Genomic DNA, 23,586 nt, shown 5'->3' with positions numbered 1-23,586 from the left:
CTGGCGCGTCACTGCGTTCGCATACCACCGTATACGATCAGCGCACCCGGTTAAATCCGGGCTGAACGGCGCCATTCCCTTTGTCTGGGCAATACTGTTTCGCGGTTTCCTGAAGAATGGCGCGGCGGACGCGCCAAGTCAAAGCCCCATCGGCTGAACGTGCCAGATATCGTCCATATAGCCCCTGATGGTGCGGTCAGAGGAAAAGAACCCGGATCGTGCGATGTTCAACGTCGCCATCCGGTCCCACCCGGCCTGATCGCGATAGGCGGCATCGACCTTGCGTTGCGTCGCGAAATAGTCGTCGAAATCCGAGGCGACAAGGAACGGATCGTCGTTCCATGTGCGATCCAGCAGTGCATAGTAGGGATCCGGACGACCGAACCTGCCTTCGGCGATCAGGTGCAGCGCGGCTTTCAGATCATCGCTTGCCTCGATCGCGGCGCGCGCGTGGCCCGGCATTGCGCGGGCCTTGTCGGCCTCGTCCGTAGTCAATCCGAACAGGAAGAAATTCTCGGGCCCGACACGCTCTCGGATTTCGACATTCGCACCGTCCAGCGTTCCGATGGTCAATGCGCCGTTCATGGTGAATTTCATGTTGCCGGTCCCCGACGCCTCCTTGCCGGCGGTCGAGATCTGCTCGGACAGATCGGCGGCCGGGATCAGGTCTTCGGCCATCGAGACGTTGTAGTTCGGCGGATAGGCGATCTGCAGCAGGTCGCGCGTCACCGGATCGGTGTTGATCTTCGCGGCAACGTCGTTGATCAGGTGGATCACCGTCTTGGCCAGCCAATATCCCGGTGCTGCCTTGCCGCCGAAGATCTTCACGCGCGGGGTCCAGTCGCCATTCGGGTCGTCATGGATGCGACGCCACAATGCGATCGCCTCGAGGATGTTCAGCAACTGGCGTTTGTATTCGTGGATCCGCTTGATCTGGACATCGAAGATGGCGTCGGGATCGACCTTCATGCCCAACCCGGCAAGCAATCCGTCCGACAACCAGACCTTGTTGGCGCGCTTTGCCCCCCGCAGCCTTTCCCGAAAGGCCGGATCGTCCGCATGCGCCTCGATCTGCTTCAACTGATCCAGATCGCCGGTCCAACCCTCGCCGATGGTCTGATCCAGCAGCCCGGCCAGCGCCGGGTTCGACATGCGCAGCCAGCGGCGCGGCGTGACACCGTTGGTTTCATTCACGATCCGGTCGGGGTGCAGCTTGTGCAGGTCGGCGAAGACCGTCGATTTCACCAGATCGGTATGCAATGCCGACACGCCGTTGACCTTGCCCGCCATGATGAAGGCCAGTTCACCCATCTGCACCTGATCGTGCTGGATGATACCTACATGATCGGGGCGCCCGCTGGTCTTGCGGTGATCCTCGTCGATCATCTGGATGATCTGAATGTGACGCGGCAGCACCCGTCCCATCAGCCAGGTGGACCAGCGTTCCAGCGCCTCGGGCAGAAGGGTATGATTGGTGTAGTTCAACGTGCCCCTGGCGATATCACGCGCCTCGGCGAAGCCCATGCCGTGATCATCCATCAGAATGCGCATCAATTCCGGCCCGGCGATGGCCGGATGGGTGTCATTCAGCTGGATCGCCACCTTTTCCGGCAGCATGCGCAGATCGTCATGTTCGGCCAGGAACCGCCGCAGGATATCCTGCAACGCGGCTGCGGTCAGGAAATATTCCTGCTTCAGTCGCAGTTCCTTGCCGGATTCGGTGCCGTCATCTGGATACAGCACGCGGCTGATCGTGCGGGCAAGCGCCTCGGGCTCCGCGGCCGCCGCATAGTCTCCCGCGTTGAAGCGGTGCAGATCGAACAGCGTCGTCGGATGCGCGCCCCACAGCCGCAGGGTGTTGGCCCATTCGCCCTTCCAGCCGACGACGGGCGTATCATAGGCACGCGCGATCACGCTTTCGCCCGGATGCCAGACGGCGCGGCCATCGGCATTTTCGACGTGGCCCTTGAAGCCGATGGTAAAGCTGTAGTCCAGCCGCACGAATTCCCATGGATGTGGCTGGTTCAGCCAGTCCTCGGGGGTCTCGACCTGCTGGCCGGCCTCGAACCGTTGGCGGAACAGCCCATGTTCGTAGCGGATGCCATAGCCGAATGCCGGACATCTCAGCGACGACAGCGATTCCATGAAGCAGGCGGCCAGACGGCCCAGACCGCCATTGCCAAGCGCCGCATCGGGTTCGTCATCCAAAATCTCCTGCTTGTCGAGGCCCAGCATCTCAAGCGCCTCGTCCATCGCGTCGTCCAGCCGCAGATTGATGATGGCGTCACCCAGGATGCGGCCGATCAGGAACTCCATCGACAGGTAATAGACGCGCTTGGCGCCCTGATCGCGCGACGACCGCAGCGCCGACATCCAAGGCGTCACGATCAGATCGCGGATCGTGTAGCTGACGGCAAGACGCCAGTCGAATGTGGTCGCGAACTCTTCTCCCCTCCCTTGGGTGTGGGTCAGGTGATACAGGATCTGGTCACGAAGCGTTTCGGCGGAGGGAAGCTTGATCACGACAGACCTCGCAGATAATGATCTACAATAGAAAACAGGACGCAGAGCGCGCGAACCTGCGACCATCCGATAGCAGGCCGAACCGGTCCGTCACGCTCTGATAGCGCAATCGGCCATCCCGTTCCTGTTGCCAGCTTTTCCGTGCCTTGAAAAGCATGTGCCTGCCTGCGACAGGGTCAAGACGCTGAAATCCGTGGCAGGATTGCCGCGCCTGCCTAACCGCACTTGCTGTCCTCGCACAGCACGAAGGCCGCGACACTGTCCGCATCGATCAGCGCCTCGCCAAGAACTTCCTGATCGGGCGCCGCATCCTGCGCGGTGTCGAACTGTCGCCGCCAGTGCCCGCCGCCGCCATTCGTGTCGGGCACGCGCACGGTCGTCCGCGCCCCGGCATTGAAGACGAAGAACACGGCGCCCGGCAATGCAGCATATCCGGGGGTACCCGAGGCCATGCGCATCTCGGCCGCCAGCAATCGCAGGTCGGGGTCGGTCCAGTCCTCGTTGGTCATGGGCTGGCCGTCCGCGCGACGCCAGAACAGGTCGGGAAGGCCGTCCTGTTCGCGCGGCTGGCTGTGCAGGAACCGCTTTTGCCGCAGGATCGGGTGCGCCTTGCGAAACGCGATGGCGCGGCGGCAGAAATCCAGAAAGGCGGGATCTGCGCCATCCCAGTCGACCCAGCCGATCTGGTTGTCCTGACAATAGGCATTGTTGTTGCCGCCCTGCGAATTGCCCAGTTCATCCCCCGCCAGAATCATCGGGGTGCCCTGGCTCAGCATCAAGGTGGCCATCAGGTTGCGGCGGCGACGCGCGCGGCGTGCCAGAACCTCGGTGTCGTCGGTTGTCCCCTCGACCCCGCAATTGTCCGAGACATTGTGATTGTGCCCATCACGATTGTCTTCGCCGTTCGCATCATTGTGCTTGTCGTTGTAGCTGACCGTATCCATCAGCGTGAAACCGTCATGCGCCGCGATGAAATTCACCGTCGAGGTCGCGGGGCGCCCGTCATGGTCGAACCGGGCTGCCGATCCCGCGACGCGTTTGGCCAGCTTGCCGATCAGACCGGCGTCGCCGCGCCAGAACCCCCGGATCTGGTCGCGGAAGCGGTCATTCCATTCCGCGAAAGGCGCGGGATAGGACCCAAGCTGATAGCCGCCCTCACCGATATCCCAGGGTTCGGCGATCAGCTTGACGCGATTGAGAACAGGATCCTGACGAACCGCCCGGAAGAACGGCCCGTCACGGTCGAACACCCCACGGGTCCGCCCCAACACGCTGCACAGATCGAAGCGGAAGCCATCGACATGCATCACCTCGACCCAGTAGCGCAGACTGTCCATGACCAGACGCAGGGTGAAGGGACTGTCCAGGTTCAGCACGTTCCCCGTGCCGGCATCGTTGATGTAGTAGCGCGGATCATCGGCCAGCCGGTAATAGGCGGCGTTGTCCAATCCGCGAAAGGACAGGGTCGGCCCCAGTTCGTTGCCCTCGGCGGTGTGGTTATAGACCACGTCCAGAATGACCTCGATCCCGGCCCTGTGAAAACGCGCGACCATCTGCTGGAATTCGGCGATGTCGCCATCACGCATATAGCGCGGCTCCGGCGCGAAGAAGCCATAGGACATATAGCCCCAGTAATTCGTCAGCCCCTTGTCGGTCAGGAAGCGGTCGTCTGCGAAGGCATGCACCGGCAGCAACTCGATCGCGGTGACGCCAAGATCGTTCAGATGTTCAAGGATCGGGTCCGACGCCATTGCCAGATAGGTGCCGGAATGCGGAATGTCGGACCGTCCGGCGGTCAGGCCCTTCACATGCGCCTCGTAGATGATCGTGTCGGTCATCGGGCGGCGTGGCGGCTGATCCGGCCCCCACGCAAAGCTTGGGTCGATGACGACGCATTTCGGCATGTGCTGGGCACTGTCGCGGCGATCGAAGGACAGGTCGGCATCGCCGTGCCCCGCGCGATAGCCGAACAGCGCGTCATGATTTCGCGGCGTGCCGGTCAGCCGCTTGGCATAAGGGTCGATCAGCAGCTTGTGGGCATTGAAACGATGGCCCTGATGTGGCGCATAGGGCCCGTGAACGCGGTATCCGTATTTCTGTCCCGGCCGCAGTTCGGGGATATAGCCGTGCCAGACATGCCCGTCGCGTTCGGGCAAGTCGATCCGGGTCTCGCGGTTCTTGTCGTCGAACAGGCACAGGGTCACACGTTCGGCGTGCTGCGAAAAGATGGCGAAGTTGACCCCCGCGCCATCGAAGGTTGCCCCCAAAGGGGTCGGGTGCCCGGCGGCGATCACAAGTCTGTCGTTCATTCGGTCGCGGTCATCTCGGCGTAGAGGGCGGCGTACTGCTTGGCCGACTGATCCCACCCGACCGGTTGCGCCATCGCGTTCTGCTGAAGCCGGGACCATGTTCCGCTGTCCTTGCAAAGGGCGCAAAGCCGAGTCAGCGCATTACGCAACGTCCCCGCATCGACGGGGGAAAACTGGATGCCGGTGGCTACCCCGCGCGTCAGCGCGGCGGGCGAGGCGTTGATGACAGTATCGGCCAGACCGCCGGTCAGCGCGACCAGCGGCACGGTGCCGTAGCGCAGCCCGTAAAGCTGTGTCAGGCCGCAGGGCTCGAACCGCGAAGGCACAAGAATGGCGTCGCCACCCGCGATCATGCGGTGCGAGAACGCCTCGTCATAGCCGATGCGGACCGCGACATGGGGGCTCTGCGCGGCATTCTGGAAGGCGGTCTGCAGTTCCGGATCGCCCGAGCCGAGCAGCGCCAGCTGCCCGCCGCCATCCAGCAGCGCAGGCAGCGCCTGCAGCACAAGATCCAGCCCCTTCTGATGCGTCATCCGCGAGACGATCACACACAGCGGCCCATCGCTGTCCGGCAGCCCCATCTCGGCCCGCAATGCGGCCTTGTTGGCGGCCTTTCCCGCAGGCTTGTCATAGGCGGCGATGTCCGGATCGGTCGCCGGATTCCACGCGTCGTCGTCGATCCCGTTCAGGATCCCCAGCAGCGCGTCGCGCCGGTGCCGCATCACCCCGTCCAGCCCCATCCCGAACTGCGCAGTCATCAGTTCCTCGGCATAGGTCGGCGAGACGGTCGTCAGCCGATCCGCGCCGATCAGCCCGGCCTTCAGCGCCGAGATCGCGCCCCAGTATTCGAACCCGTCGGCATGAAACCGCGCCGGGTCCAGCCGCAACGCATGCAGGCGGGCGGGATCGGCCCGGCCGATAAAGGCGATGTTGTGGATGGTCAGGACGGTGCGGATGTCGGTTGCCTGCATCCGCCGCAGATACTCGGTCACGAAACCGGCTTGCCAGTCGTGTCCGTGCAGGATCTGCGGCCGCCATCCATCAGCGCCCTGCGCGGCGATATGCGCGCCCACCCATGACAGCGCGGCAAACCGTTCGGGATTGTCGGGCCAGTCTTGCCCGTCCGGCCCCAGATAGGGGTTGCCCTCGCGCGCGAAAAGATGCGGCGCATCGATCACCAGAAGATCAAGGCCCGCAGCCTTGCCGGCCAGCAGCCGGGCGTGTCCGCCAAACAGATCCTCGAACTCATCGACCTGCCTAGCCCCCTTCAGCGCCGCCATCACCGCCGGATACCCCGGCAGCAACGTCCGCATCTGAACGCCTTGCTGCGCCAGCGCGGCGGGCAGCGCGCCCGCCACGTCAGCCAGCCCGCCGGTCTTGACCAGCGGCGCGCATTCCGAGGCGACGGACAGAACCCGTCTCAAAGTCCTGCCGCCCGCCTGTCCAGCATGTCCTGCGTGATCAGCGTCACGCCGCCTTCGCTGACCCGAAACCACTTCGCGTCCTCCTGTGGATCCTCTCCGACAATCAACCCTTCGGGAATCACCACCCCACGATCGATCACCGCATTTCTAAGCCGCGCATGTCTCTCGACCGTGACATAAGGCAGCGCGACGACGTGATCCAGCGCCGCATAGGAATTGGTGTGGACCTGGGTGAACAGCAGCGAATTGCGGATCTCGGTGCCGGAAATGATGCAACCGCCAGAGACCATCGAGGAAATCGCGATGCCGCGCCGATCCTCTTCGTCGTGAATGAACTTGGCCGGTGGGGCGCTTTCGGAATAGGTCCAGATCGGCCAGTCCTGATCCCACAGGTTCAGTTCGGGGGTGAAGTCCGTCAGGTCGATATTCGCCTGCCAGAACGCATCCACAGTGCCCACATCCTTCCAATAGGCCGGCGCACCGGACGCCCGCACGCAGGAATCGTCAAACTTGTGCGCCATCGCCTTGCCGTTCCTGACGATGTCGGGGATCAGGTCATGGCCGAAGTCATGGCTGGAATTGCTGTCCTCGGCATCCCGGGTCAACAGATCCCGCAGGAAGGCCCAGTTGAAGACATAGATCCCCATCGACGCCAGCGACTTGTCCGGATCGCCCGGCATGCCCGGCGGATCCTTGGGCTTTTCCAGGAAGCTGGTGATGCGGCCGGCATCATCCACCGCCATGACACCGAAGGCGCTGGCTTCGCCGCGCGGCACCGTCAGGCAGCCGACAGTCACGTCCGCGCCGCTTTCGACATGCTCGCGCAGCATGATCTCGTAGTCCATCTTGTAGATATGGTCGCCCGCGAGGATGATGATGTAATCGACGTCATAGCTGTCCACGATGTCGATGTTCTGGGTCACCGCGTCGGCGGTGCCGCGATACCAGTGATCTTCCGACATCCGCTGGCTGGCAGGCAAAATATCCAGAAACTCGTTCCGTTCGGCCCGGAAGAAGTTCCAACCCCGCTGGCAATGACGGATCAGGCTGTGGGCCTTGTACTGGGTGGCGATGGCGATCTTGCGAATCCCGGAATTCATCGCATTCGACAGCGCGAAATCGACGATCCGCGTCTTGCCGCCGAAATAGACGGCAGGCTTGACGCGTTTGTCGGTCAGTTCTTTCAGCCGACTGCCACGCCCGCCGGCAAGTACGAAGGCCATTGCCCGGCGGGTCAGTCTTTTCGTCTCGACCATGTCAACTCCTCCTCAGGATGACTGTTGATCGGCAGTGAAGATCACCACCGACAGCGGCGGCAACGTGACTGCCATGGATGCGGGCTGCCCATCCTGCGGTCCCCCGTCCGCCTGCACGCCGCCAAGATTCCCCTTGCCGCTGCCGCCATAGATCGCGGCATCGGTGTTGATCGCCTCGCGCCAGCGTCCGGCCTGCGGAACGCCGATCCTGAATCCCTCGCGAGGGACCGGGGTGAAGTTGCAAACCACCACGGCTGGCGCGTCGTCCGCCCTGCCATGGCGGATCCAGGCATAGGTCGATTGAGCCGGATCGGTGGCGATCCATTCGAAGCCACCCGGATCGCAGTCCAGAACGTGAAGGGATGGCGTGTCGCGATAAAGCCGGTTCAGATCGCGCACCAGCGATTGAACCCCCTTGTGCAGCGGCTGTTCGGCCGCGTGCCAGTTCAGTTCGCCGTTGTGATTCCATTCCTCGGGCTGGGCGAATTCGCAGCCCATGAACAGCAGCTTCTTGCCTGGGTGACCCCACATGAATCCGTAATAGGCGCGTAGATTTGCGAATTGCTGCCATTCGTCGCCCGGCATCTTGCGCAGCATGCTGCCCTTGCCGTGGACCACCTCGTCATGGCTGATCGGCAGGATGAAGTTTTCCGAAAACGCATACATCAAGCCGAACGTCATCTGGTCGTGATGGTATTTCCGGTGCACCGGATCCTGCTGGATATAGCGCAGGGTGTCGTTCATCCAGCCCATGTTCCACTTGAACCCGAATCCCAGCCCCCCCGCATCAACCGGTGCCGAGACCTTTGGAAAGGACGTGCTTTCCTCGGCCACAGTCATGATGCCGGGGCATTCGCCATAGCTGACCACGTTCATGTTCTGCATGAAGTCGATGGCTTCCAGATTCTCGCGCCCGCCATGCTTGTTGGGCACCCATTCGCCGTCCTTGCGCGAATAGTCGCGATACAGCATCGAGGCCACCGCATCGACGCGCAGCCCGTCGATATGGTATTCCTTCATCCAATACAGGGCGTTGGCGATCAGGTAATTCTGAACCTCGGTCCGGCCGTAATTGTAGATCAGGGTGTTCCAGTCCTGATGAAACCCCTCGCGCGGGTCGGCGTGTTCGTAAAGCGATGTTCCGTCGAACCGCGCAAGCCCGTGCGCGTCGGTCGGGAAATGCCCCGGCACCCAGTCCAGCAACACGCCCAGCCCCGCCTGGTGCGCGGCATCGACCAGATCGCGAAATTCGTGCGGCGGACCGAAGCGGATCGTCGGTGCATACATGCCGACCGGCTGATACCCCCACGAACCGTCGAACGGAAATTCGCTGACCGGCAGCAATTCCAGATGCGTGAACCCCATGTCGGTCGCATAGGCGACCAGGTCGCGGGCCAGTTCCTTGTAGGACAGCGGACGCCCGTGATCGTCCCAGCGCCTGCGCCAGCTGCCCAGATGGACCTCATAGACGCTGATCGGCGCGCGGCGATCCTGCGCATCGGCACGCGTCGCCATCCAGTCGCCGTCATGCCAGCCATAGCCAGAGATATCGCGCACCACGCTTGCCTTTTCGGGCGGGTGCTGGCTGCCGAAGCCGACCGGGTCAGCCTTCTGCATGACGCTGCCATCGGCGCCGAGAATCTCGTATTTGTAGATTTCGCCTTCACCGACACCCGGCAGGAAAATCTCCCACACGCCGCTGGTGCCTACGCGCCGCATCGGGTGGCGTCGCCCGTCCCACTGGTTGAACTGACCCACGACCGAGACGCGCTGCGCGTTCGGCGCCCAGACCGCGAAATGCGTGCCCGCGACCCCCTCATGGTCAGTCGTATGCGCCCCAAGCGCGTGCCAAAGCTGACGATGCGTGCCCTCGCCGATCAGATACCGGTCCATGTCCCCCAGCACCGGACCGAAGCGATAGGGATCGTCGAATTCCCATTCGACGCCACCACCGGTCCGCGCCTTCAGCCGATAGGGTCCGGCCCCCACCTTGCCCGCGAACAGATCGCCCTCGACCCGCTCCAGCGGCACCTCGCCCTTCTTCGTCAGCGCGCTCAGCGCCGATACATCGGGCTGAAAGGCCGTCACCCAGATACTGCGCCCGCGCTTGTGCGGGCCCAGCACTTCGAAAGGCTGGTCGTGGCGACCGTCGCGAAGGCGCGCACGGTCCTTTTGATCGATCGGGGCAGGATTCGGCATATGTCTCATGACCTCACTCTATCCTGCGCAAAGATTCGGGCAATGCGCCAGTTAACGCTAACATCTCTTGCACCGTCCGGCTATAGTGATGCTGAATACGCTTCGAATCCCCCCGATTTGCCGCAAGACAAGGAGGCAGCCCATGGCCGAATGGTGGCGCGACGCAGTGATCTATCAGATCTATCCCCGCAGCTTTCAGGACAGCGACGGCGACGGAATCGGCGATCTGCAGGGCATCACAAGGCGCCTCGACCATGTGGCCGAACTGGGGGCCGACGCGATCTGGCTGTCGCCGATCTTCACGTCGCCGATGAAGGACATGGGGTATGACGTGTCGGATTATACCGACATCGACCCGCTGTTCGGCACCCTGGCCGATTTCGACGCACTGATCGCCCGCGCCCATGATCTGGGGCTGAAGGTCATCATTGATCAGGTCATCAGCCATACCAGCGACAAGCATCCCTGGTTCGAAGAGTCGCGCCAGAACCGAACCAATCCCAAGGCCGACTGGTATGTGTGGGCCGATCCCAATCCCGATGGCACACCGCCCAGCAACTGGCCCTCGGTCTTCGGCGGCCCAGCCTGGGAGTGGGAGCCGCGCCGGCGGCAGTATTACCTGCACAACTTCCTGATCGAGCAGCCTGACCTGAATTTTCACCACAAGCCGGTGCAGGACGCGTTGCTGGAAACCATGCGCTTCTGGCTAGAACGCGGCGTCGACGGATTCCGGCTGGATACGGTGAACTATTATTTCCATGACCGGGATTTGCGCGACAACCCGCCGAACCCGGACCATACCGGCCCGGAAACCTACGGGTTCCAGCAGCATATTTATTCCAAGAACCGTCCCGAAAACATCGCCTTCCTCAAGCGGATGCGGGCGCTGACCGACGAATATGACGACCGGATGATGGTCGGAGAGGTCGGCGATGGCGGCGAGACAGCGATCCGCATCATGGCCGAATACACCGCCGGCAATGACCGGCTGCACATGTGCTACAGCTTCGAGATGCTCAGCCCGGAATTTACCGCCAGGCATTTCCGCCACACGATCGAAGGCGTGCATGACGGCGCGCCGGACGGCCATTCCTGCTGGTCCTTCTCGAACCATGACGTGCCGCGCCACGTCACGCGCTGGCTGAAACACGCCGAGGATGCGGACACGCTGGCCCGCCAGTCCATTGCCATGCTGGCGTCGTTCCCGGGCACGATCTGCCTGTATCAGGGCGAGGAACTGGGCCAGACCGAGACCGAACTGGTCTATGCCGAACTGACCGACCCGCCTGCCCTGCGCTTCTGGCCCGAGGTCAAGGGACGCGACGGCTGTCGAACACCCATGGTCTGGGACGCAGACCAGCCGAATGCCGGCTTCAGCGACGGCACGCCCTGGCTGCCCGTGAAGGCCCCGCAGTCCGCGCGGGCGGTCAGCGCGCAGCAATCTGCGAATGACAGCGTGCTGGGTGCCTATCGCGACACGCTGGCGTTCCGGAAATCGCAACCTGCCCTGCGCTGGGGCGAGACCGAGTTCCTGGACCTGCCCGAACCTTTCCTCGGGCTGCGCCGGACGCGGGACGGAAAAACCCTGACCTGCATCTACAACCTGTCGCCCAAGGCGCACCACCTGACGCTGCGCGACAAGACGGAACTTGCCGGCCCGTCACGGGCAAGCCTTCAGGGCAAGACGCTCAGCCTGCCCGCCAACGGGTTTGCCTGGCTGGAAGGCGCACCGGCCCTGTCGGCCTGATCGCGTCTATTTCTCGGGCTTGCGCCAGACGAACAGCGCAAGCCCGAGATAGATCCCGGCAGCCCCGAACAGGATCGCCCAGAACGCGTTGCCGTGCCACAGTTCCATCCCGGCCCACAGGAACGGCAGCACAACGCACAGCACGCGCACCCAGGCCGCGCGAAAGAACGGAGCGTTCGGGTCAACCAGCATCTTTTTTCCTTTCCTGTCGCCGAACCGCGCCGACGCCGCTTCTTCTTTGAACAAACACCCGGTGCCACCGGCCGGACAAGGCCCTTCCCATCGGGATCGTGACAGCCCTGACTGCCCTAGCCGGATGCCGGTCCGAACAGGTTGGCATATTCCGCACGCAGGGCCGCCTTCTGGACCTTGCCCATGGTGTTGCGCGGCAGTTCATCCACGATCACGACCTTCTTCGGCTGCTTGAACCGCGCCAGCCGGTCGGCCAGCCCGTCGATCAGCGTCTGCGGATCGGGATCGGCGCCCGGCCGGCGCGCGACGATTGCCACCACGGCTTCACCCAGATCGGGATGCGGCACGCCGATCACGGCGCTTTCCAGCACGCCGTCGATCCGGTCGATCTGTTCCTCGACCTCCTTGGGATAGACGTTGAACCCGCCCGAGATCACCAGGTCCTTGCCGCGCCCGACGATGGTCACATAGCCGTCGGCGTCCTGCGTGCCCAGATCCCCTGTGGTGAACCAGCCATCCGCCGCCAGATCCTCGGCGGTCTTTTCGGGCAGCCGCCAGTAACCCTGGAACACGTTGCAGCCACGCACTTCGATCATGCCGACCTGGCCTTCGGCGACCGGTCTTCCGTCGGTCCCGACAATCCGCAGTTCCACACCGGGCAGCGGCAGCCCGACCGTTCCCGCGCGGCGATCCCCCTCATAGGGGTTCGATGTCGACATGCTGGTTTCGGTCATCCCATAGCGTTCAAGGATGCGGTGTCCGGTCCGATCGGTGAAGGCACGATGCGTCTCGGCCAGCATCGGCGCACTACCCGAGGTGAACAGCCGCATACGAGAGACCAGGTCACGGTCGAAATCGGCCCGGTCCAGCAGGCGGGTGTAGAATGTCGGCACGCCCATCATCGCAGTCGCACGCGGCAACATGCTGATGATCGCATCGGCATCGAATTTCGGCAGCCAGATCATCGCGCCGCTCGACAGCAGCGCAACATTGCCGGCGACGAACAGACCGTGGGTGTGAAAGATCGGCAGCGCGTGCAGAAGCACGTCGTTCGAGGTGAACCGCCATGCGTCCATCAGCACACGCGCGTTGGACAGCAGATTGTCATGGCTGAGCATCGCGCCCTTGGATCGCCCCGTCGTCCCCGAGGTATAAAGGATCGCGGCCAGATCGCGCCCCTCGCGCGGGACAGGCCGATGCGTCTCGGGATGGCTGGTCGCGGCATCCATCAAGTTGCCTTTGCCCTGGGCATCCAGCGTCATCAGCCGCGTGTCGCCATCCATGAACCGGGCGCGCTGGTCCGCACGTGACGGATCGCAGACCACCAACGCAGGTTCGGCATCGCCCACGAAATAGGCGATCTCTGCAGAGGTGTAGGCCGTGTTCAAGGGCAGGAACACGGCGCCCGCACGCAGCGTGGCCAGATAAAGCGCGAACGCCTCGGGCGATTTCTCGACCTGCGCTGCAACGCGGTCGCCGGGTTTGACCCCCTCGGACACCAGCAGGTTCGCCAATCGTCCCGACAGCAGGTACAGCGCGTCGTGGCTGATCGTCCGGCTATCGGGCAAGATCAGCGCGGCGCGGTCGTCCTCGCGATGCGAGCCCATCAGCGCGTCGAACAAGGTATTGGTGGTCATGCGGTTTCCCCGGTTTGTGCGGTATCCAGCCCGCGTTGCCAGGGTGGATCTTCGGCAAATGCGTTGGCCAGGTGGTCGATGAAGGCGCGCGTCTTGCGCGGCATCGGACGGATCGGCGGCCACACCACGCTGACCGGCATGGCACGCTGCGGCAGGTTCGGCAACAGCCGCAACAGCCGCCCATCGCGCAGCGCATCGTGCACGATGAACAACGGCAACAGCGCCAGACCCAGCCCACCGATCGCCAGATCGCGCATCGCCTCGCCGTTATTGGCGGTGATCCTGCCGATGGGCGGCGGCGCGACGTCGTCGCCGAAGGGCCATGTATCGGCGAGCCGCGCATTCAGATAGCCAATGGCATGGTGGCGGCCCAGATCGGCGGCATCTTCAACCGCGCCATGCAACGCAAGATAATCCGGGCTGGCGACAAGCACATGGGGATCCTCGCACAGGCGGCGTGCCATCAGCGTGCTGTCCTTCATCTGCCCGATCCGCAACGCCACATCGAAGCCCGCGCGCCCCAGATCGGCCAGTTGATCATCATAGTCCAGCACGATCTCGACCTCGGGATGGGCGCGGGCGAACCCGGCGATAACGGGGCCCAGATGGCGGATGCCGAAGCTCATCGGGGCCGCGACCGCCAACCTGCCGCGCAGGGGCGCGTCCCTGCCCGCGACGTTTTCGGTCGCCGCGATCAGTTCGGCCAATGCCGGGCGCAGGCGATCGGCCAGCGCATGCGCATTGTCGGTCGGTGCGATCCGGCCGGCGTGGCGCGTGAACAGCGGCACCCCCAGATCGGCCTCGAAATCGCTGATCCGTTTGCTGACGACCGATTTCGACAGATCGGCGCGCGCGGCAGCGCCCGAAATACTGCCAGCATCCAGCACCGCCAGAAAGGTCTGTATGTCCGCGATCCGCCAATTCATGCGCGGAACAATACCCGCCCGCCAGCCGTTCGCAATATCCGAACGCCGCTTTGCCCATGCGCCGGGTGCCACGAACGACCGCCCCCGGCCATATTGAACCCAAGCAACCGCAAAGGAGCCGCATCATGCAGCTGACGGGCATTCATCATCTGACGGCGATCACGGCCGATGCGCCGGGAAACAACCGGTTCTATACCGAAACGCTTGGCCTCCGCCGGGTGAAGAAGACCGTGAACCAGGACGACACGTCGGCCTATCACCTGTTCTTCGCCGATAGCGCCGGGACGCCCGGCACCGACATCACCTTCTTCGACTGGCCGGTGGGCCGCGAAGCCCGTGGCACGCATTCGATCAGCCGCACAGGGCTGCGGGTTGCCGAAGACAGTTTGGACTACTGGGCCGCGCGCCTCGCGGAACTGGGCGTCTCGACCGGCAGGATCGTGACGCTGGACGGCCGCCCCAGCCTTGACGTGGAAGACCCCGAAGGTCAGCGCCTGCGCCTTGTCGCGGCCCCGCAGCCCGACGCCGAGGCATGGGCGAAAAGCCCGGTCCCTGCACAGCACCAGATCCGCGGACTGGGGCCGATCACGATCTCGGTCCCCGACCTTACCCCGACCGAGGCAGTGCTGACGCAGGTGATGAACATGCGCAAGATCCGCGACTATGCCAGCCCGGATGGGCAGGGCAGCGTGCATGTCTTCCAGATGGGCGAAGGCGGCGCGGCAGCCGAACTGCATGTCGCGGTCCAGCCCGGACTGCCCGTCGCACAGCAGGGCGCTGGCGGCGTCCACCACGTCGCCTTCCGCGTGCCGGGCAAGCCCGAGCTGAGCGAATGGGCGAAACGTCTGCAACAGTTTCGCCTGCCGAACTCGGGCGAGGTCGAACGCTATTATTTCCGGTCGCTTTACTTCCGCGAGCCGGCGGGCAATCTGTTCGAGATCGCCACCGACGATCCCGGTTTCGATGTGGACGAGCCGCGCGAAACGATGGGCGAAGGCCTGTCGCTGCCGCCCTTCCTTGAAGGCAAGCGCGCCCGGATCGAGGCCGGGCTGAAGCCGCTGGATTGATACGACGACCGGGCGCCCGCTGCGCCCGGCCACCCAAAGGAGAAGGGCATGACCACGATTCTCGGACTCAGCGGCAGCCTGCGCCGCGCCTCCTACAATTCCGGCCTGCTGCGTGCCGCGCGCGACGCCGCCCCCGAAGGCGTGCAGATCGTGATCGGTTCGATTGCCGAGGTGCCGCTATACGACGGCGATGCCGAGGCAACATCGGGCACGCCGCCGGCGGTAAAGCGTCTGACCGATCAGCTGGCCGATGCCGACGGCCTGCTGCTGGCGACGCCGGAATACAACAACGGCATTCCGGGCGTCTTCAAGAACGCCATCGACTGGATGTCGCGCGGCGAAGGGCTGAGGCTGTTCAAGGGCAAGCCGGTCGCGGTGATGGGTGCCTCGCCGGGCAATTTCGGCACGACCCTGGCCCAGACCCACTGGCTGCAGGTGCTGAGAACATTGAACACGATGCCGTGGCACGAAGGACGGCTGATGGTCTCGCGCGCGGGCGATCTGTTCGATCAGGGCGGCAACCTGACCGACGACAAGACCCGTCAGCGGCTTGCCGATTTCATCGGCGGTTTTGCCGCGACCTTGCGGTGACACCACAGGCTGTTGCGGCAATCGGCTGACAGCCGGTTGCCCGACCGTGCAATCCCTTCACCAGAGGACGAAATGACCCAGACGATGATTGATCATGTCGCCCTGACCGTGCGTGATCTGCGGGGCATGGCGCGGTTCTATGAAACCGCGCTGGGTCTGAGTTCGCACGGGGGAGACGGCGAAACCTGCCGTCTTGGCGCGGGCGACCGGGTCCTGTTGGAGTTGCGCCGCGACATCGCCGCGCCGCCGCGCGATCCGCGTCAGCCGGGGCTGTTCCACACCGCCTTCCTGTTGCCGGGTCGCGCCGATCTGGGTCGCTGGTTGCGGCATGCCGCACAATCGGGCGTGCGCCTGACCGGCGCCAGCGATCACGGCGTCAGCGAGGCTGTCTATCTGGACGACCCCGAAGGCAACGGCATCGAAATCTATCGCGACCGGCCGCAGCAGGACTGGTCCCGGCAAGGCGACCGGATCGAGATGTTCACCATGCGGCTGGATCTGGATGATCTGGCCGCGGCCGCGTCCGGCGACTGGCAGGGCGCGCCGCAAGGCGCTACGGTGGGACATGTCCATCTGCAGGTCGGCGATCTTGACCGGGCCGACGACTTCTTTCGCAATGACTTGGGTCTTGCCCGGACCTTCGATGCGCCGGGCGGCGCCTGGTATGGCTGGAACGGCTATCATCACCATCTGGCGGGCAATGTCTGGAACAGCCGGGGTGCGGGACCGCGCGATCCCAACATGACCGGCCTGGCCGAGGTGATCGTCAAGCATCACCCCCGCGCCGGAAGCATGACCCAGGATCCTTGGGGAACGCACTTCCGCTTCATCTGAAACGAGGGGATTCGAACAGCGGCAGCCCCGAGGCTGTCGCCCCGAAGCCGCCCTCGCTGATCAACCGCGCAGTTTCGGCTTTTCGCCAGGTGCGGTCGTGAACGCATCCGCCCAATCGGGATGCTTGGCGTACTGCGCCTGCACATAGGGGCAGATCGGGATGATCCGAAAACCGTTCTGTCGCGCATCCTGAACCATGTGCCGCACCAGTGTGCCCGCCGCGCCGCTGCCGCGCAGCGGGTCCGGCGCGCCGGTATGGTCGGCACTGATCCGGCCCTCGCCACGATGCGTGAAGGTCAGTTCGGCCTCGGCGTCGATCCCTGCGACACGGGCGACGTATCGCCCGCTGCGGGGTCCGGTTTCTTCCTTCGTGACGGTGATCTCAGTCATTCCGTTCTCCTTCCATCCAGCTTTGCGCGACCGTCAGATCGGCCTCGGACAATTCGTGCCCTGCCGCGACGGTGCGGGCATCAAGATCGGCACCCGACTTGCCCAGCCAGTCGTTCAGCGCCGGTGCATAGGCGCCATAAGGATCCCTTTCGCCCGACAGGCTCACTACATGCGTCCCGGCCAGATCGACCTGGGGCAGATCCGTCAGCACGGCCATGGGCCGCAGCAGGATCGCGCGCTGGATCAGGCCCGGTGACAGGCCCATCACCGCCGCAGCGAAGTTCGCGCCGTTGGAATAGCCCAGGACCGTGATCTGGTCGCGATCCAGTCCATAGGCAGCGATTGCCCCGTCCCAGAAGGCCGCAAAGGCCGCCGCCTCGGACCGGATATCGTCCTGATCGAAGCTGGTCATCGATGTGCGGCGGAAGAACCGCGCAACACCTTCCTCGATCGAACGGCCACGCACCCCCAGCAGCGCAGCGCGGGGCGCGATGCGATGGGCAAGCGGCATCAGGTCGGCTTCGTTCCCGCCGGTGCCATGCAGCAGCACCAGCGTCGAGCCATCGGCACCGTTGGGCCGATGAATGCGATGGGTAAAGGGAAGCTGTCTCATCACGGTCCTTTCCTCGCCCGGACGGGCGAATTGCGGCAGCGAAACGCGCAGATCTTCCGCGCGGTCCGCAAAATGCGGCGGGATCATCAATGTCCGACCAAGACGATCCTCGCTTTCGTCTGCGGTCATCCCCGGCGCATCGGTCGCCAGTTCGACCAGCGTGCCGGCAGGTTCGCGCACGTAAAGCGAGGTGAAATACTTCCGGTCATGGACGTTCACCTCGCCCAGATTGCGAGTCTCCAGCGTGGCGCGATGCGCCTTGATCGCGGCGACGTCAGGCATTCGCAGCGCGACATGATCGATGATCCCGGTGCCCGGAATGCCCGGAACGAAGCCCGAGACATCGCGGATATCCAGCACGTCGCTGTCCGAGATCAGGCGCGTCACCCCCGCCTCGACCGGCCCGGTCTCATAGCCGAAGCGGGCAAGGAACGCGGCAGTCTGTTCGGGAAGTTCGGACCAGATCGTGACGGCACGCAGATGGTGTGGCGCGGCCGGCCAGCCGGTATCGGCGATATCGGTGCCGACCAGCTTGACGATAATACCATCGGGATCCTTCAGTCTCAGAACGGGCTCATCGAACTCGCGGGTCGGACCCTCGATGCGCAAACCGTGCTGCATGGCGCGGGTCAGCCAGTCGCCGATCCGGCCGCGCGGGATCGCCAGCGCGATCTCGGCCACCTGACCGTGCCCCACACGTCCTGGCGCCCCATCCTGCCAGACGAGGAAACTGACCAGCGTGCCGGGCGCACCCGTGGCGTTGCCATAGAATAGGTGCAGTTGATCCGCGTCCTCGAAGCCTGCCGTCTGCTTGACAAGATGAAGGCCAAGAAAACCCATCCAGAAATCGACGTTCGCCTGAACGTCGCGCGTGATCGCGGTGACATGATGCATTCCACTGGTCATGGAGCACCTCCTTTCCCGATCAAGATGGGCGACCGACAGACGCCCGGCCAGCACCTTGCCCACCAACCCGGCGTTCGTCAAAACAGAACGCATAGCCGCTTGGCTGTTCGACGAATTGGCACCATTCTTGTGTCAGACACAGGAGGAAAGCATGAGTTGGAATCCCGCCCTGACCCCCGGCTGCCCCGATGAGATCGGACCCGACGCCATCGAGACGCTGATTATCCCGCGTGCCCGCGACATAGGCGGCTTCGAGGTGCGCCGCGCGCTGCCCGCTCCAAAGCGCCAGATGGTCGGCCCGTTCATCTTCTTCGATCAGGCCGGCCCGGCCGAGTTCCTGACCGGCAAGGGGATTGATGTGCGACCGCATCCGCATATCGGGCTGGGCACCGTGACATATCTGTATCGCGGCGATTTCCACCATCGCGACAGTATCGGCAGCGACCAGATCATCCGGCCCGGCGCGCTGAACTGGATGGTTGCGGGCAAGGGTGTCACCCACTCCGAACGCACCTCGGATGCGGCCCGGCAGGGACCGAACGGTCTGTTCGGCATCCAGACCTGGATCGCCCTGCCTGAAAGCCACGAGGATATCGCGCCCAGCTTCGAACATCACGGCAAGGATAGTTTGCCCGAAATCGCCGACCAGGGTGTCGCAGCGCGGCTGATCCTTGGCCGCGCCTATGGCGAGACCGCGCCCGCGAAGCTGTATTCGGACACGTTCTACCTGGATGTCGTATTGCAACCCCGCGCACGCTTTCCACTGCCGACCGATCACGAAGATCGCGGCATCTATATCACCGAAGGCAGCATCCGCATCGCCGGACAGGAATATCAGGCCGGGCAGATGATGGTGTTCCGGCCCGGCGATGCGATCACCGTGCAGGCTGGCGACGCGGGCGCGCGCATCATGGCGCTTGGCGGCGAGACGTTGAACGGGCCACGCTATATCTGGTGGAATTTCGTTGCCTCATCGCGCGAGAAGATCGAAGAGGCAAAGCGGGAATGGCGCGAGGCGCGCTGGGGTCTTGGCCAGTTCGACCTGCCCCTGAACGATCGAGACGAATTCATTCCGCTGCCCGAGTAAGGAGAAGACATGTCCGTCAAGACACCGCAGGACGTCCGGGATTTCTGGTTTTCCGACCAGATGCAGCCCTTCTGGTTCAAGAAATCCGACGACATCGACCGCCAGATCATCCAGCTTTTCGGCGAGACCTACGAGGCCGCGCATGCCGGGCGTCTGAAACACTGGCTGGACGGGCCGGAAGACGCGCTGGCACTGGGGATCGTGCTGGACCAGTTTCCCCGCAACATGTTCCGCGGATCGGCGCGAAGCTTTGAAAGCAACGATCTGGCGCTGACCGTGGCGCGTCAGGCGCTGGCCGATGGTCATGATCAGCAGCTTGATCCGACCCGCCGGCAGTTCCTGTATCTGCCCTTCATGCACAGCGAGGATCTGCAGGATCAGGAACGATCGGTCAGCCTTTACGAGGCGCTGGGGAACGAACATTCGCTGCATTTCGCGCGCGAACATCGCGACATCGTCGCCCGGTTCGGCCGTTTCCCGCATCGCAACGCCGTCCTGGGACGCGAGAACACGCCCGAGGAGACCGAGTTCCTAAAGACCCATGACGGGTTCTAGAAAGGCCGCGCGAAGGCCGGCATTTCCGCAAACCTGACTATAGAGACAGGCGATTCGGTAAACCTTTGCGTGCATTAAAGATTGCGACAAAACCGCCGCGAGGTTAGGTTTTGTCCGCGCCATCCGCGCTTTTGTATGTGTTCCGAGTAAACCGCCCGCCCTTCGCGACGGGCCCGAGAAAGTGACGTGTCGTGCTTTGTCTTTTCGTCCCGACCCGAGGCCGCCCTTTATGACGGCACATCCCGATCAAGCCGAACTTCTGGACGCGGGTGGCAACGCGGGCTTTGCGTCCGATGCCGTGCCGTTGATCGTCGATATGGATGGCACGCTGTGCCGGACTGACACGCTGCACGAAGGCGTTCTGGGCCTTCTGGCGCAGAACCCGCTTCAGGCGCTGCGCCTGCCCGTGTGGCTGCGCGACGGGAAAGCCGGGTTCAAGCGTCATGTGGCCGACCGCCACCTGATCGATGCCGCCACATTGCCCTATGACGACGATGTGCTGGACCTGATCCGGACCGCACGCGACGAAGGCCGCCCCGTCGCGCTGATCTCGGCCGCCGATCATCGGCAGGTCGAGGCGGTGGCGAATCATCTTGGCCTGTTCGATCTTGCCTTGGGCACCGGCAGCCCGATCGTCGAGGGCAATCTGCGGGGCGAGGCCAAGGCACGCTTCCTGGTCGAGAATTTCGGCGGGGCCGGTTTCGACTATGTCGGCGACAGCAAGACCGATCTGCCGGTCTGGGCGCTGGCGCGGCGTGCCTATGGCGTGCGCGCCGGGAACCCCTTGCGCAAGGCCGCCGGAACCCAGGGCACGGCGTTGGAGACGGTCGGCAATGGCGGCGGCTGGCCCGCCCGTGCGCTGATGCGGGCCTGCCGGCCGCATCAATGGGCCAAGAACGTGCTGATCCTGCTGCCGGTACTGACCGCGCAGGAACTGGGCCATCTGCCTGCCGCGCTGCTGGCGATGCTGTGCTTTTCGCTTGCGGCATCGGCGATCTACATCATCAACGATCTGGTCGACCTGCCGTCAGACCGCGCGCATCCGCGCAAGCGCCTGCGGCCATTCGCATCGGGGGCCGCGAACGCGCAGCAGGGTCTGGTCGTCGCGGCGTTCCTGCTGGTCGTGTCGGTGCTGGCGGCGGCAGTCCTGCTGCCTGCCGCCTTCCTTGGCGTTCTTGTGACCTACCTGGCGGCGACCTCGCTTTATTCATTCTGGCTCAAACGCAAGATGGTTGCGGATGTACTGGGCCTTGCCGCGCTTTACACGCTGCGGATCGTGGCCGGCGCGGCTGCGACCGGGATCGTTCTGTCGCCATGGCTGCTGGTCTTTTCGATGTTCCTGTTCTTCTCGCTGGCCACGATCAAGCGCCAGGCCGAGCTTGAGGATATGGCAAAACGCGGAACCGAAACCACGGCGGGCCGCAACATGCTGATCGGGGATCTGCCGATCCTTCAGGCCATGTCCATCGGCGCCGCGCAGATGGCCGTTCTGGTCTTCGCCCTGTATTCTCAGGATGCCGAGGTTCAGACCCATTTCGGCACCCCCGATCTGCTGCTGCTTGTCTGTCCGGTGCTATTCTTCTGGCTGGGTCGCATGCAGTTGCTGACCCGTCGGGGGTTCATGACCGACGATCCGATCGTCTTCACCATCCGCGACAAGGTCAGCCTCGCCAGCGGCGTGGTGATGCTGCTGATCTTCGCCCTTGCAGCACGCGGGGGAACACCATGACCACTGCTCGTGCTTTCTGGATCATCCTTGCCATCGGCATGGTGCTTCGGGTGCTGTGGGCCATTGCGGTGCCGGTGATGCCTGTTTCCGATAGCTGGGCCTATCACCAGTTTGCCCGCAACATCGTCGATCATGGCGTTTACGGCTGGACCGCGACCGAGCCGACTGCCTATTGGGCGGTCGGCACCTCGGCCGCCATCGCCTTTACCTACCTGTTCACCGACAGCTACTGGGGGGTTGTGGCGCTGAACCTGCTGGCCGGGTTCCTGACGATCACGCTGACCCATCAGCTTGCGACACGCTGGTTCGGCGCGGCCGTCGGAATCGCGGCCATGGCGATCGTCGCGCTGTGGCCGAACCTGATCGTCTTCACCACCGTCCTGTCCAGCGAGTTGTTCTTCATTGCGCTGACCTTGGCGGGGCTGTTCTTCTGGCAGCGGCCTGCGGGCCATCCGATGGCCAACCTGATGCTTGCCGGGCTGATCTGGGGCGTCGCGGGCTATGTCCGACCGGTGATCCTGCTGGTGCCCGTGGCGCTGGCGCTGGTCGATCTGGCGCAGGGACCGCGCCGCTTTGCGATCACCGCGCTGGAGGCCGGGATCACCGTCCTGCTGATCCTGCTGGTCGCCCTGCCCTGGACGATCCGCAATGACCGGGTGCTTGGCGCGCCGGTCATGGTTTCGACCAATTTCGGACCGAACCTGTGGATGGGCAACAATCCGGACAGCCATGGCGGATACATGCCCCTGCCGCCCGAAGTCGAAACCATGTCCGAGATCCAGCGTGCAGACCATCTGAAGGAAAAGGCCAAGGATTTCATCCGCGAAAATCCTGCCGACGCCCTGAAGCTGATGGCGGTCAAGCTGGTCAAGCTGAACAGCCGCGAGACGATCGGCGTGGTCTGGAATGGCGACGCCCTGGAACCCCGGATTGGCGGCAGCGGCATGACCCTGCTGAAGCTGATCGCGACCGGCTACTGGTATCTGGTCTTCCTTGGCGGCTTCGCGGGCATCGCCGTGCTGGTCCGTCAGTCCGGCTGGTTGGCCGGGTTCTTCAACCCGCCCGTGGCGCTGTGGGGCTATTTCACCTCGCTGCATGCCGTCGTGGTGGCCGAGGACCGGTATCACATGCCCAGTTCCGCGTTCATCGCGATGATGGCCGCCGTCGCGCTGATCGCGCTGGTCCGCAAACGTGCGCTGCGCACGATATCGACAAAGGCAAGCTTCGCATGATGAACCACTGGCTTCTGATCGTCATCGCCGCGGGGTCGAACGTGGCACTGAATCTGTGCCTCAAGAAGGGCGGGCAATCGCTGGACACCGGCAGCCTGTGGCGACTGGTGCTGTCGATCCTGTCATCGGGATGGATGTGGCTGGCGGTGATCAGCGCGGTCGCGCTGCTGACCGCCTTTGTCGCGGCGATCCGGATCTATTCGCTGAGCCTGACCTATACCGCCGTCACGGCGCTTGCGATGGTGACGCTGACCGTGGTCGGCGCGCTGTTCCAGCAAGAGGTCATCAACCTGACCCGCGTCGCGGGCCTCAGCCTGATCGTCGCAGGTCTGGTTGTCACCGCGATGGCGGGCAATGTAGGCTAGGCCG

At 63.9% G+C, this 23,586-nt stretch carries 19 protein-coding genes; 9 read left to right on the top strand and 10 right to left on the bottom strand.

The window, feature by feature from the left end; genetic code table 11:
• Nucleotides 1-138: 138 nt before the first annotated feature.
• From J7359_RS14125 to glgB, 5 genes are all read right to left on the bottom strand, one after another.
• Entirely contained in the window at nt 139-2,523 is a 2,385-nt protein-coding gene (locus J7359_RS14125) for a glycogen/starch/alpha-glucan phosphorylase (RefSeq protein ID WP_348524394.1), read from the bottom strand.
• Nucleotides 2,524-2,738: 215 nt separating this feature from the next.
• The gene (gene glgX, locus J7359_RS14120; protein ID WP_209057528.1) at nt 2,739-4,832 is read right to left on the bottom strand and encodes a glycogen debranching protein GlgX; all 2,094 of its coding nucleotides are present in this window, start codon (nt 4,830-4,832) and stop codon (nt 2,739-2,741) included.
• Nucleotides 4,829-6,256, bottom strand: a complete 1,428-nt coding sequence (glgA, locus tag J7359_RS14115) for a glycogen synthase GlgA (RefSeq protein ID WP_209057526.1) — start codon at nt 6,254-6,256, stop codon at nt 4,829-4,831. Before glgA ends, glgX begins: the two co-directional genes overlap by 4 nt.
• Entirely contained in the window at nt 6,253-7,512 is a 1,260-nt protein-coding gene (glgC, locus tag J7359_RS14110; RefSeq protein ID WP_209057524.1) for a glucose-1-phosphate adenylyltransferase, read from the bottom strand. Before glgC ends, glgA begins: the two co-directional genes overlap by 4 nt.
• A 12-nt stretch (nt 7,513-7,524) precedes the next feature.
• Nucleotides 7,525-9,711 carry a 1,4-alpha-glucan branching protein GlgB gene (gene glgB / locus J7359_RS14105; protein ID WP_209057637.1) on the bottom strand — a complete coding sequence of 729 codons (2,187 nt, stop codon included), beginning with the start codon at nt 9,709-9,711 and terminating at the stop codon, nt 7,525-7,527.
• 142 nt (nt 9,712-9,853) lie between these two features.
• Here glgB and J7359_RS14100 point away from each other — a divergent pair, with 142 nt between their 5' ends.
• On the top strand, nt 9,854-11,458 hold the full coding sequence (locus tag J7359_RS14100; protein ID WP_209057522.1) for an alpha-glucosidase: 1,605 nt from the start codon (nt 9,854-9,856) through the stop codon (nt 11,456-11,458).
• Nucleotides 11,459-11,464: 6 nt separating this feature from the next.
• On the opposite strand, the gene J7359_RS14095 is transcribed toward J7359_RS14100, so the two are convergent.
• The 3 genes from J7359_RS14095 to J7359_RS14085 form a co-directional block, all read right to left on the bottom strand.
• Nucleotides 11,465-11,650, bottom strand: coding sequence for a hypothetical protein (locus tag J7359_RS14095; protein WP_209057520.1), 186 nt, complete (start codon nt 11,648-11,650; stop codon nt 11,465-11,467).
• 116 nt (nt 11,651-11,766) lie between these two features.
• On the bottom strand, nt 11,767-13,287 hold the full coding sequence (locus J7359_RS14090) for a malonyl-CoA synthase (RefSeq protein WP_209057519.1): 1,521 nt from the start codon (nt 13,285-13,287) through the stop codon (nt 11,767-11,769).
• Nucleotides 13,284-14,213: a LysR family transcriptional regulator gene (locus J7359_RS14085; RefSeq protein WP_209057518.1), complete on the bottom strand. Its 930-nt coding sequence runs from the start codon at nt 14,211-14,213 to the stop codon at nt 13,284-13,286. The genes J7359_RS14090 and J7359_RS14085 overlap by 4 nt, the downstream gene beginning before the upstream one ends.
• A 125-nt stretch (nt 14,214-14,338) precedes the next feature.
• Here J7359_RS14085 and J7359_RS14080 point away from each other — a divergent pair, with 125 nt between their 5' ends.
• The 3 genes from J7359_RS14080 (at nt 14,339) to J7359_RS14070 (ending at nt 16,705) form a co-directional block, all read left to right on the top strand.
• Nucleotides 14,339-15,280, top strand: a complete 942-nt coding sequence (locus tag J7359_RS14080) for a ring-cleaving dioxygenase (RefSeq protein ID WP_209057516.1) — start codon at nt 14,339-14,341, stop codon at nt 15,278-15,280.
• Between the two features lie 48 nt (nt 15,281-15,328).
• Entirely contained in the window at nt 15,329-15,871 is a 543-nt protein-coding gene (locus tag J7359_RS14075) for an NADPH-dependent FMN reductase (protein ID WP_209057515.1), read from the top strand.
• 72 nt (nt 15,872-15,943) lie between these two features.
• Nucleotides 15,944-16,705 (top strand): VOC family protein, encoded by a 762-nt coding sequence (locus tag J7359_RS14070; RefSeq protein ID WP_209057514.1) that lies wholly within the window; start codon nt 15,944-15,946, stop codon nt 16,703-16,705.
• Between the two features lie 60 nt (nt 16,706-16,765).
• On the opposite strand, the gene J7359_RS14065 is transcribed toward J7359_RS14070, so the two are convergent.
• A complete protein-coding gene (locus J7359_RS14065; RefSeq protein WP_209057513.1) occupies nt 16,766-17,095 on the bottom strand; it encodes a GNAT family N-acetyltransferase in 330 nt (109 codons plus the stop codon).
• Nucleotides 17,088-18,614: a VOC family protein gene (locus J7359_RS14060; RefSeq protein WP_209057512.1), complete on the bottom strand. Its 1,527-nt coding sequence runs from the start codon at nt 18,612-18,614 to the stop codon at nt 17,088-17,090. The genes J7359_RS14065 and J7359_RS14060 overlap by 8 nt, the downstream gene beginning before the upstream one ends.
• A 151-nt stretch (nt 18,615-18,765) precedes the next feature.
• Between J7359_RS14060 and J7359_RS14055 the strand changes: the two genes are divergently transcribed.
• The 5 genes from J7359_RS14055 (at nt 18,766) to J7359_RS14035 (ending at nt 23,582) form a co-directional block, all read left to right on the top strand.
• Nucleotides 18,766-19,701 (top strand): pirin family protein, encoded by a 936-nt coding sequence (locus tag J7359_RS14055; RefSeq protein WP_209057511.1) that lies wholly within the window; start codon nt 18,766-18,768, stop codon nt 19,699-19,701.
• A 9-nt stretch (nt 19,702-19,710) separates the two neighbouring features.
• The gene (locus J7359_RS14050) at nt 19,711-20,256 is read left to right on the top strand and encodes a DUF924 family protein (RefSeq protein ID WP_209057510.1); all 546 of its coding nucleotides are present in this window, start codon (nt 19,711-19,713) and stop codon (nt 20,254-20,256) included.
• Between the two features lie 229 nt (nt 20,257-20,485).
• Complete coding sequence (locus J7359_RS14045; RefSeq protein ID WP_209057509.1) at nt 20,486-21,985, top strand: UbiA family prenyltransferase; 1,500 nt, start codon at nt 20,486-20,488, stop codon at nt 21,983-21,985.
• Nucleotides 21,982-23,217, top strand: coding sequence for a glycosyltransferase family 39 protein (locus J7359_RS14040; protein WP_209057508.1), 1,236 nt, complete (start codon nt 21,982-21,984; stop codon nt 23,215-23,217). The genes J7359_RS14045 and J7359_RS14040 overlap by 4 nt, the downstream gene beginning before the upstream one ends.
• On the top strand, nt 23,217-23,582 hold the full coding sequence (locus tag J7359_RS14035) for a hypothetical protein (RefSeq protein WP_209057507.1): 366 nt from the start codon (nt 23,217-23,219) through the stop codon (nt 23,580-23,582). The genes J7359_RS14040 and J7359_RS14035 overlap by 1 nt, the downstream gene beginning before the upstream one ends.
• Nucleotides 23,583-23,586 lie beyond the last annotated feature (4 nt).

It is taken from the genome of Paracoccus sp. R12_2 (genome assembly GCF_017744015.1).
Classification (GTDB): Bacteria; Pseudomonadota; Alphaproteobacteria; order Rhodobacterales; family Rhodobacteraceae; genus Paracoccus.
This window is presented reverse-complemented; position numbering and strand designations above follow the sequence as displayed.

Bases quoted from the DNA above. Each gene is read 5' to 3' on its own strand.
- glgC (WP_209057524.1), bottom strand. From the start codon at position 7,512: ATGGTCGAGACGAAAAGACTGACCCGCCGGGCAATGGCCTTCGTACTT.
- J7359_RS14070 (WP_209057514.1), top strand. From the start codon at position 15,944: ATGACCCAGACGATGATTGATCATGTCGCCCTGACCGTGCGTGATCTG.
- J7359_RS14065 (WP_209057513.1), bottom strand. From the start codon at position 17,095: ATGACTGAGATCACCGTCACGAAGGAAGAAACCGGACCCCGCAGCGGG.
- glgB (WP_209057637.1), bottom strand. From the start codon at position 9,711: ATGCCGAATCCTGCCCCGATCGATCAAAAGGACCGTGCGCGCCTTCGC.
- J7359_RS14040 (WP_209057508.1), top strand. From the start codon at position 21,982: ATGACCACTGCTCGTGCTTTCTGGATCATCCTTGCCATCGGCATGGTG.
- J7359_RS14035 (WP_209057507.1), top strand. From the start codon at position 23,217: ATGAACCACTGGCTTCTGATCGTCATCGCCGCGGGGTCGAACGTGGCA.
- J7359_RS14060 (WP_209057512.1), bottom strand. From the start codon at position 18,614: ATGACCAGTGGAATGCATCATGTCACCGCGATCACGCGCGACGTTCAG.
- J7359_RS14085 (WP_209057518.1), bottom strand. From the start codon at position 14,213: ATGAATTGGCGGATCGCGGACATACAGACCTTTCTGGCGGTGCTGGAT.
- J7359_RS14055 (WP_209057511.1), top strand. From the start codon at position 18,766: ATGAGTTGGAATCCCGCCCTGACCCCCGGCTGCCCCGATGAGATCGGA.
- J7359_RS14090 (WP_209057519.1), bottom strand. From the start codon at position 13,287: ATGACCACCAATACCTTGTTCGACGCGCTGATGGGCTCGCATCGCGAG.
- J7359_RS14075 (WP_209057515.1), top strand. From the start codon at position 15,329: ATGACCACGATTCTCGGACTCAGCGGCAGCCTGCGCCGCGCCTCCTAC.
- J7359_RS14095 (WP_209057520.1), bottom strand. From the start codon at position 11,650: ATGCTGGTTGACCCGAACGCTCCGTTCTTTCGCGCGGCCTGGGTGCGC.
- J7359_RS14100 (WP_209057522.1), top strand. From the start codon at position 9,854: ATGGCCGAATGGTGGCGCGACGCAGTGATCTATCAGATCTATCCCCGC.
- glgX (WP_209057528.1), bottom strand. From the start codon at position 4,832: ATGAACGACAGACTTGTGATCGCCGCCGGGCACCCGACCCCTTTGGGG.
- J7359_RS14050 (WP_209057510.1), top strand. From the start codon at position 19,711: ATGTCCGTCAAGACACCGCAGGACGTCCGGGATTTCTGGTTTTCCGAC.
- J7359_RS14080 (WP_209057516.1), top strand. From the start codon at position 14,339: ATGCAGCTGACGGGCATTCATCATCTGACGGCGATCACGGCCGATGCG.
- J7359_RS14045 (WP_209057509.1), top strand. From the start codon at position 20,486: ATGACGGCACATCCCGATCAAGCCGAACTTCTGGACGCGGGTGGCAAC.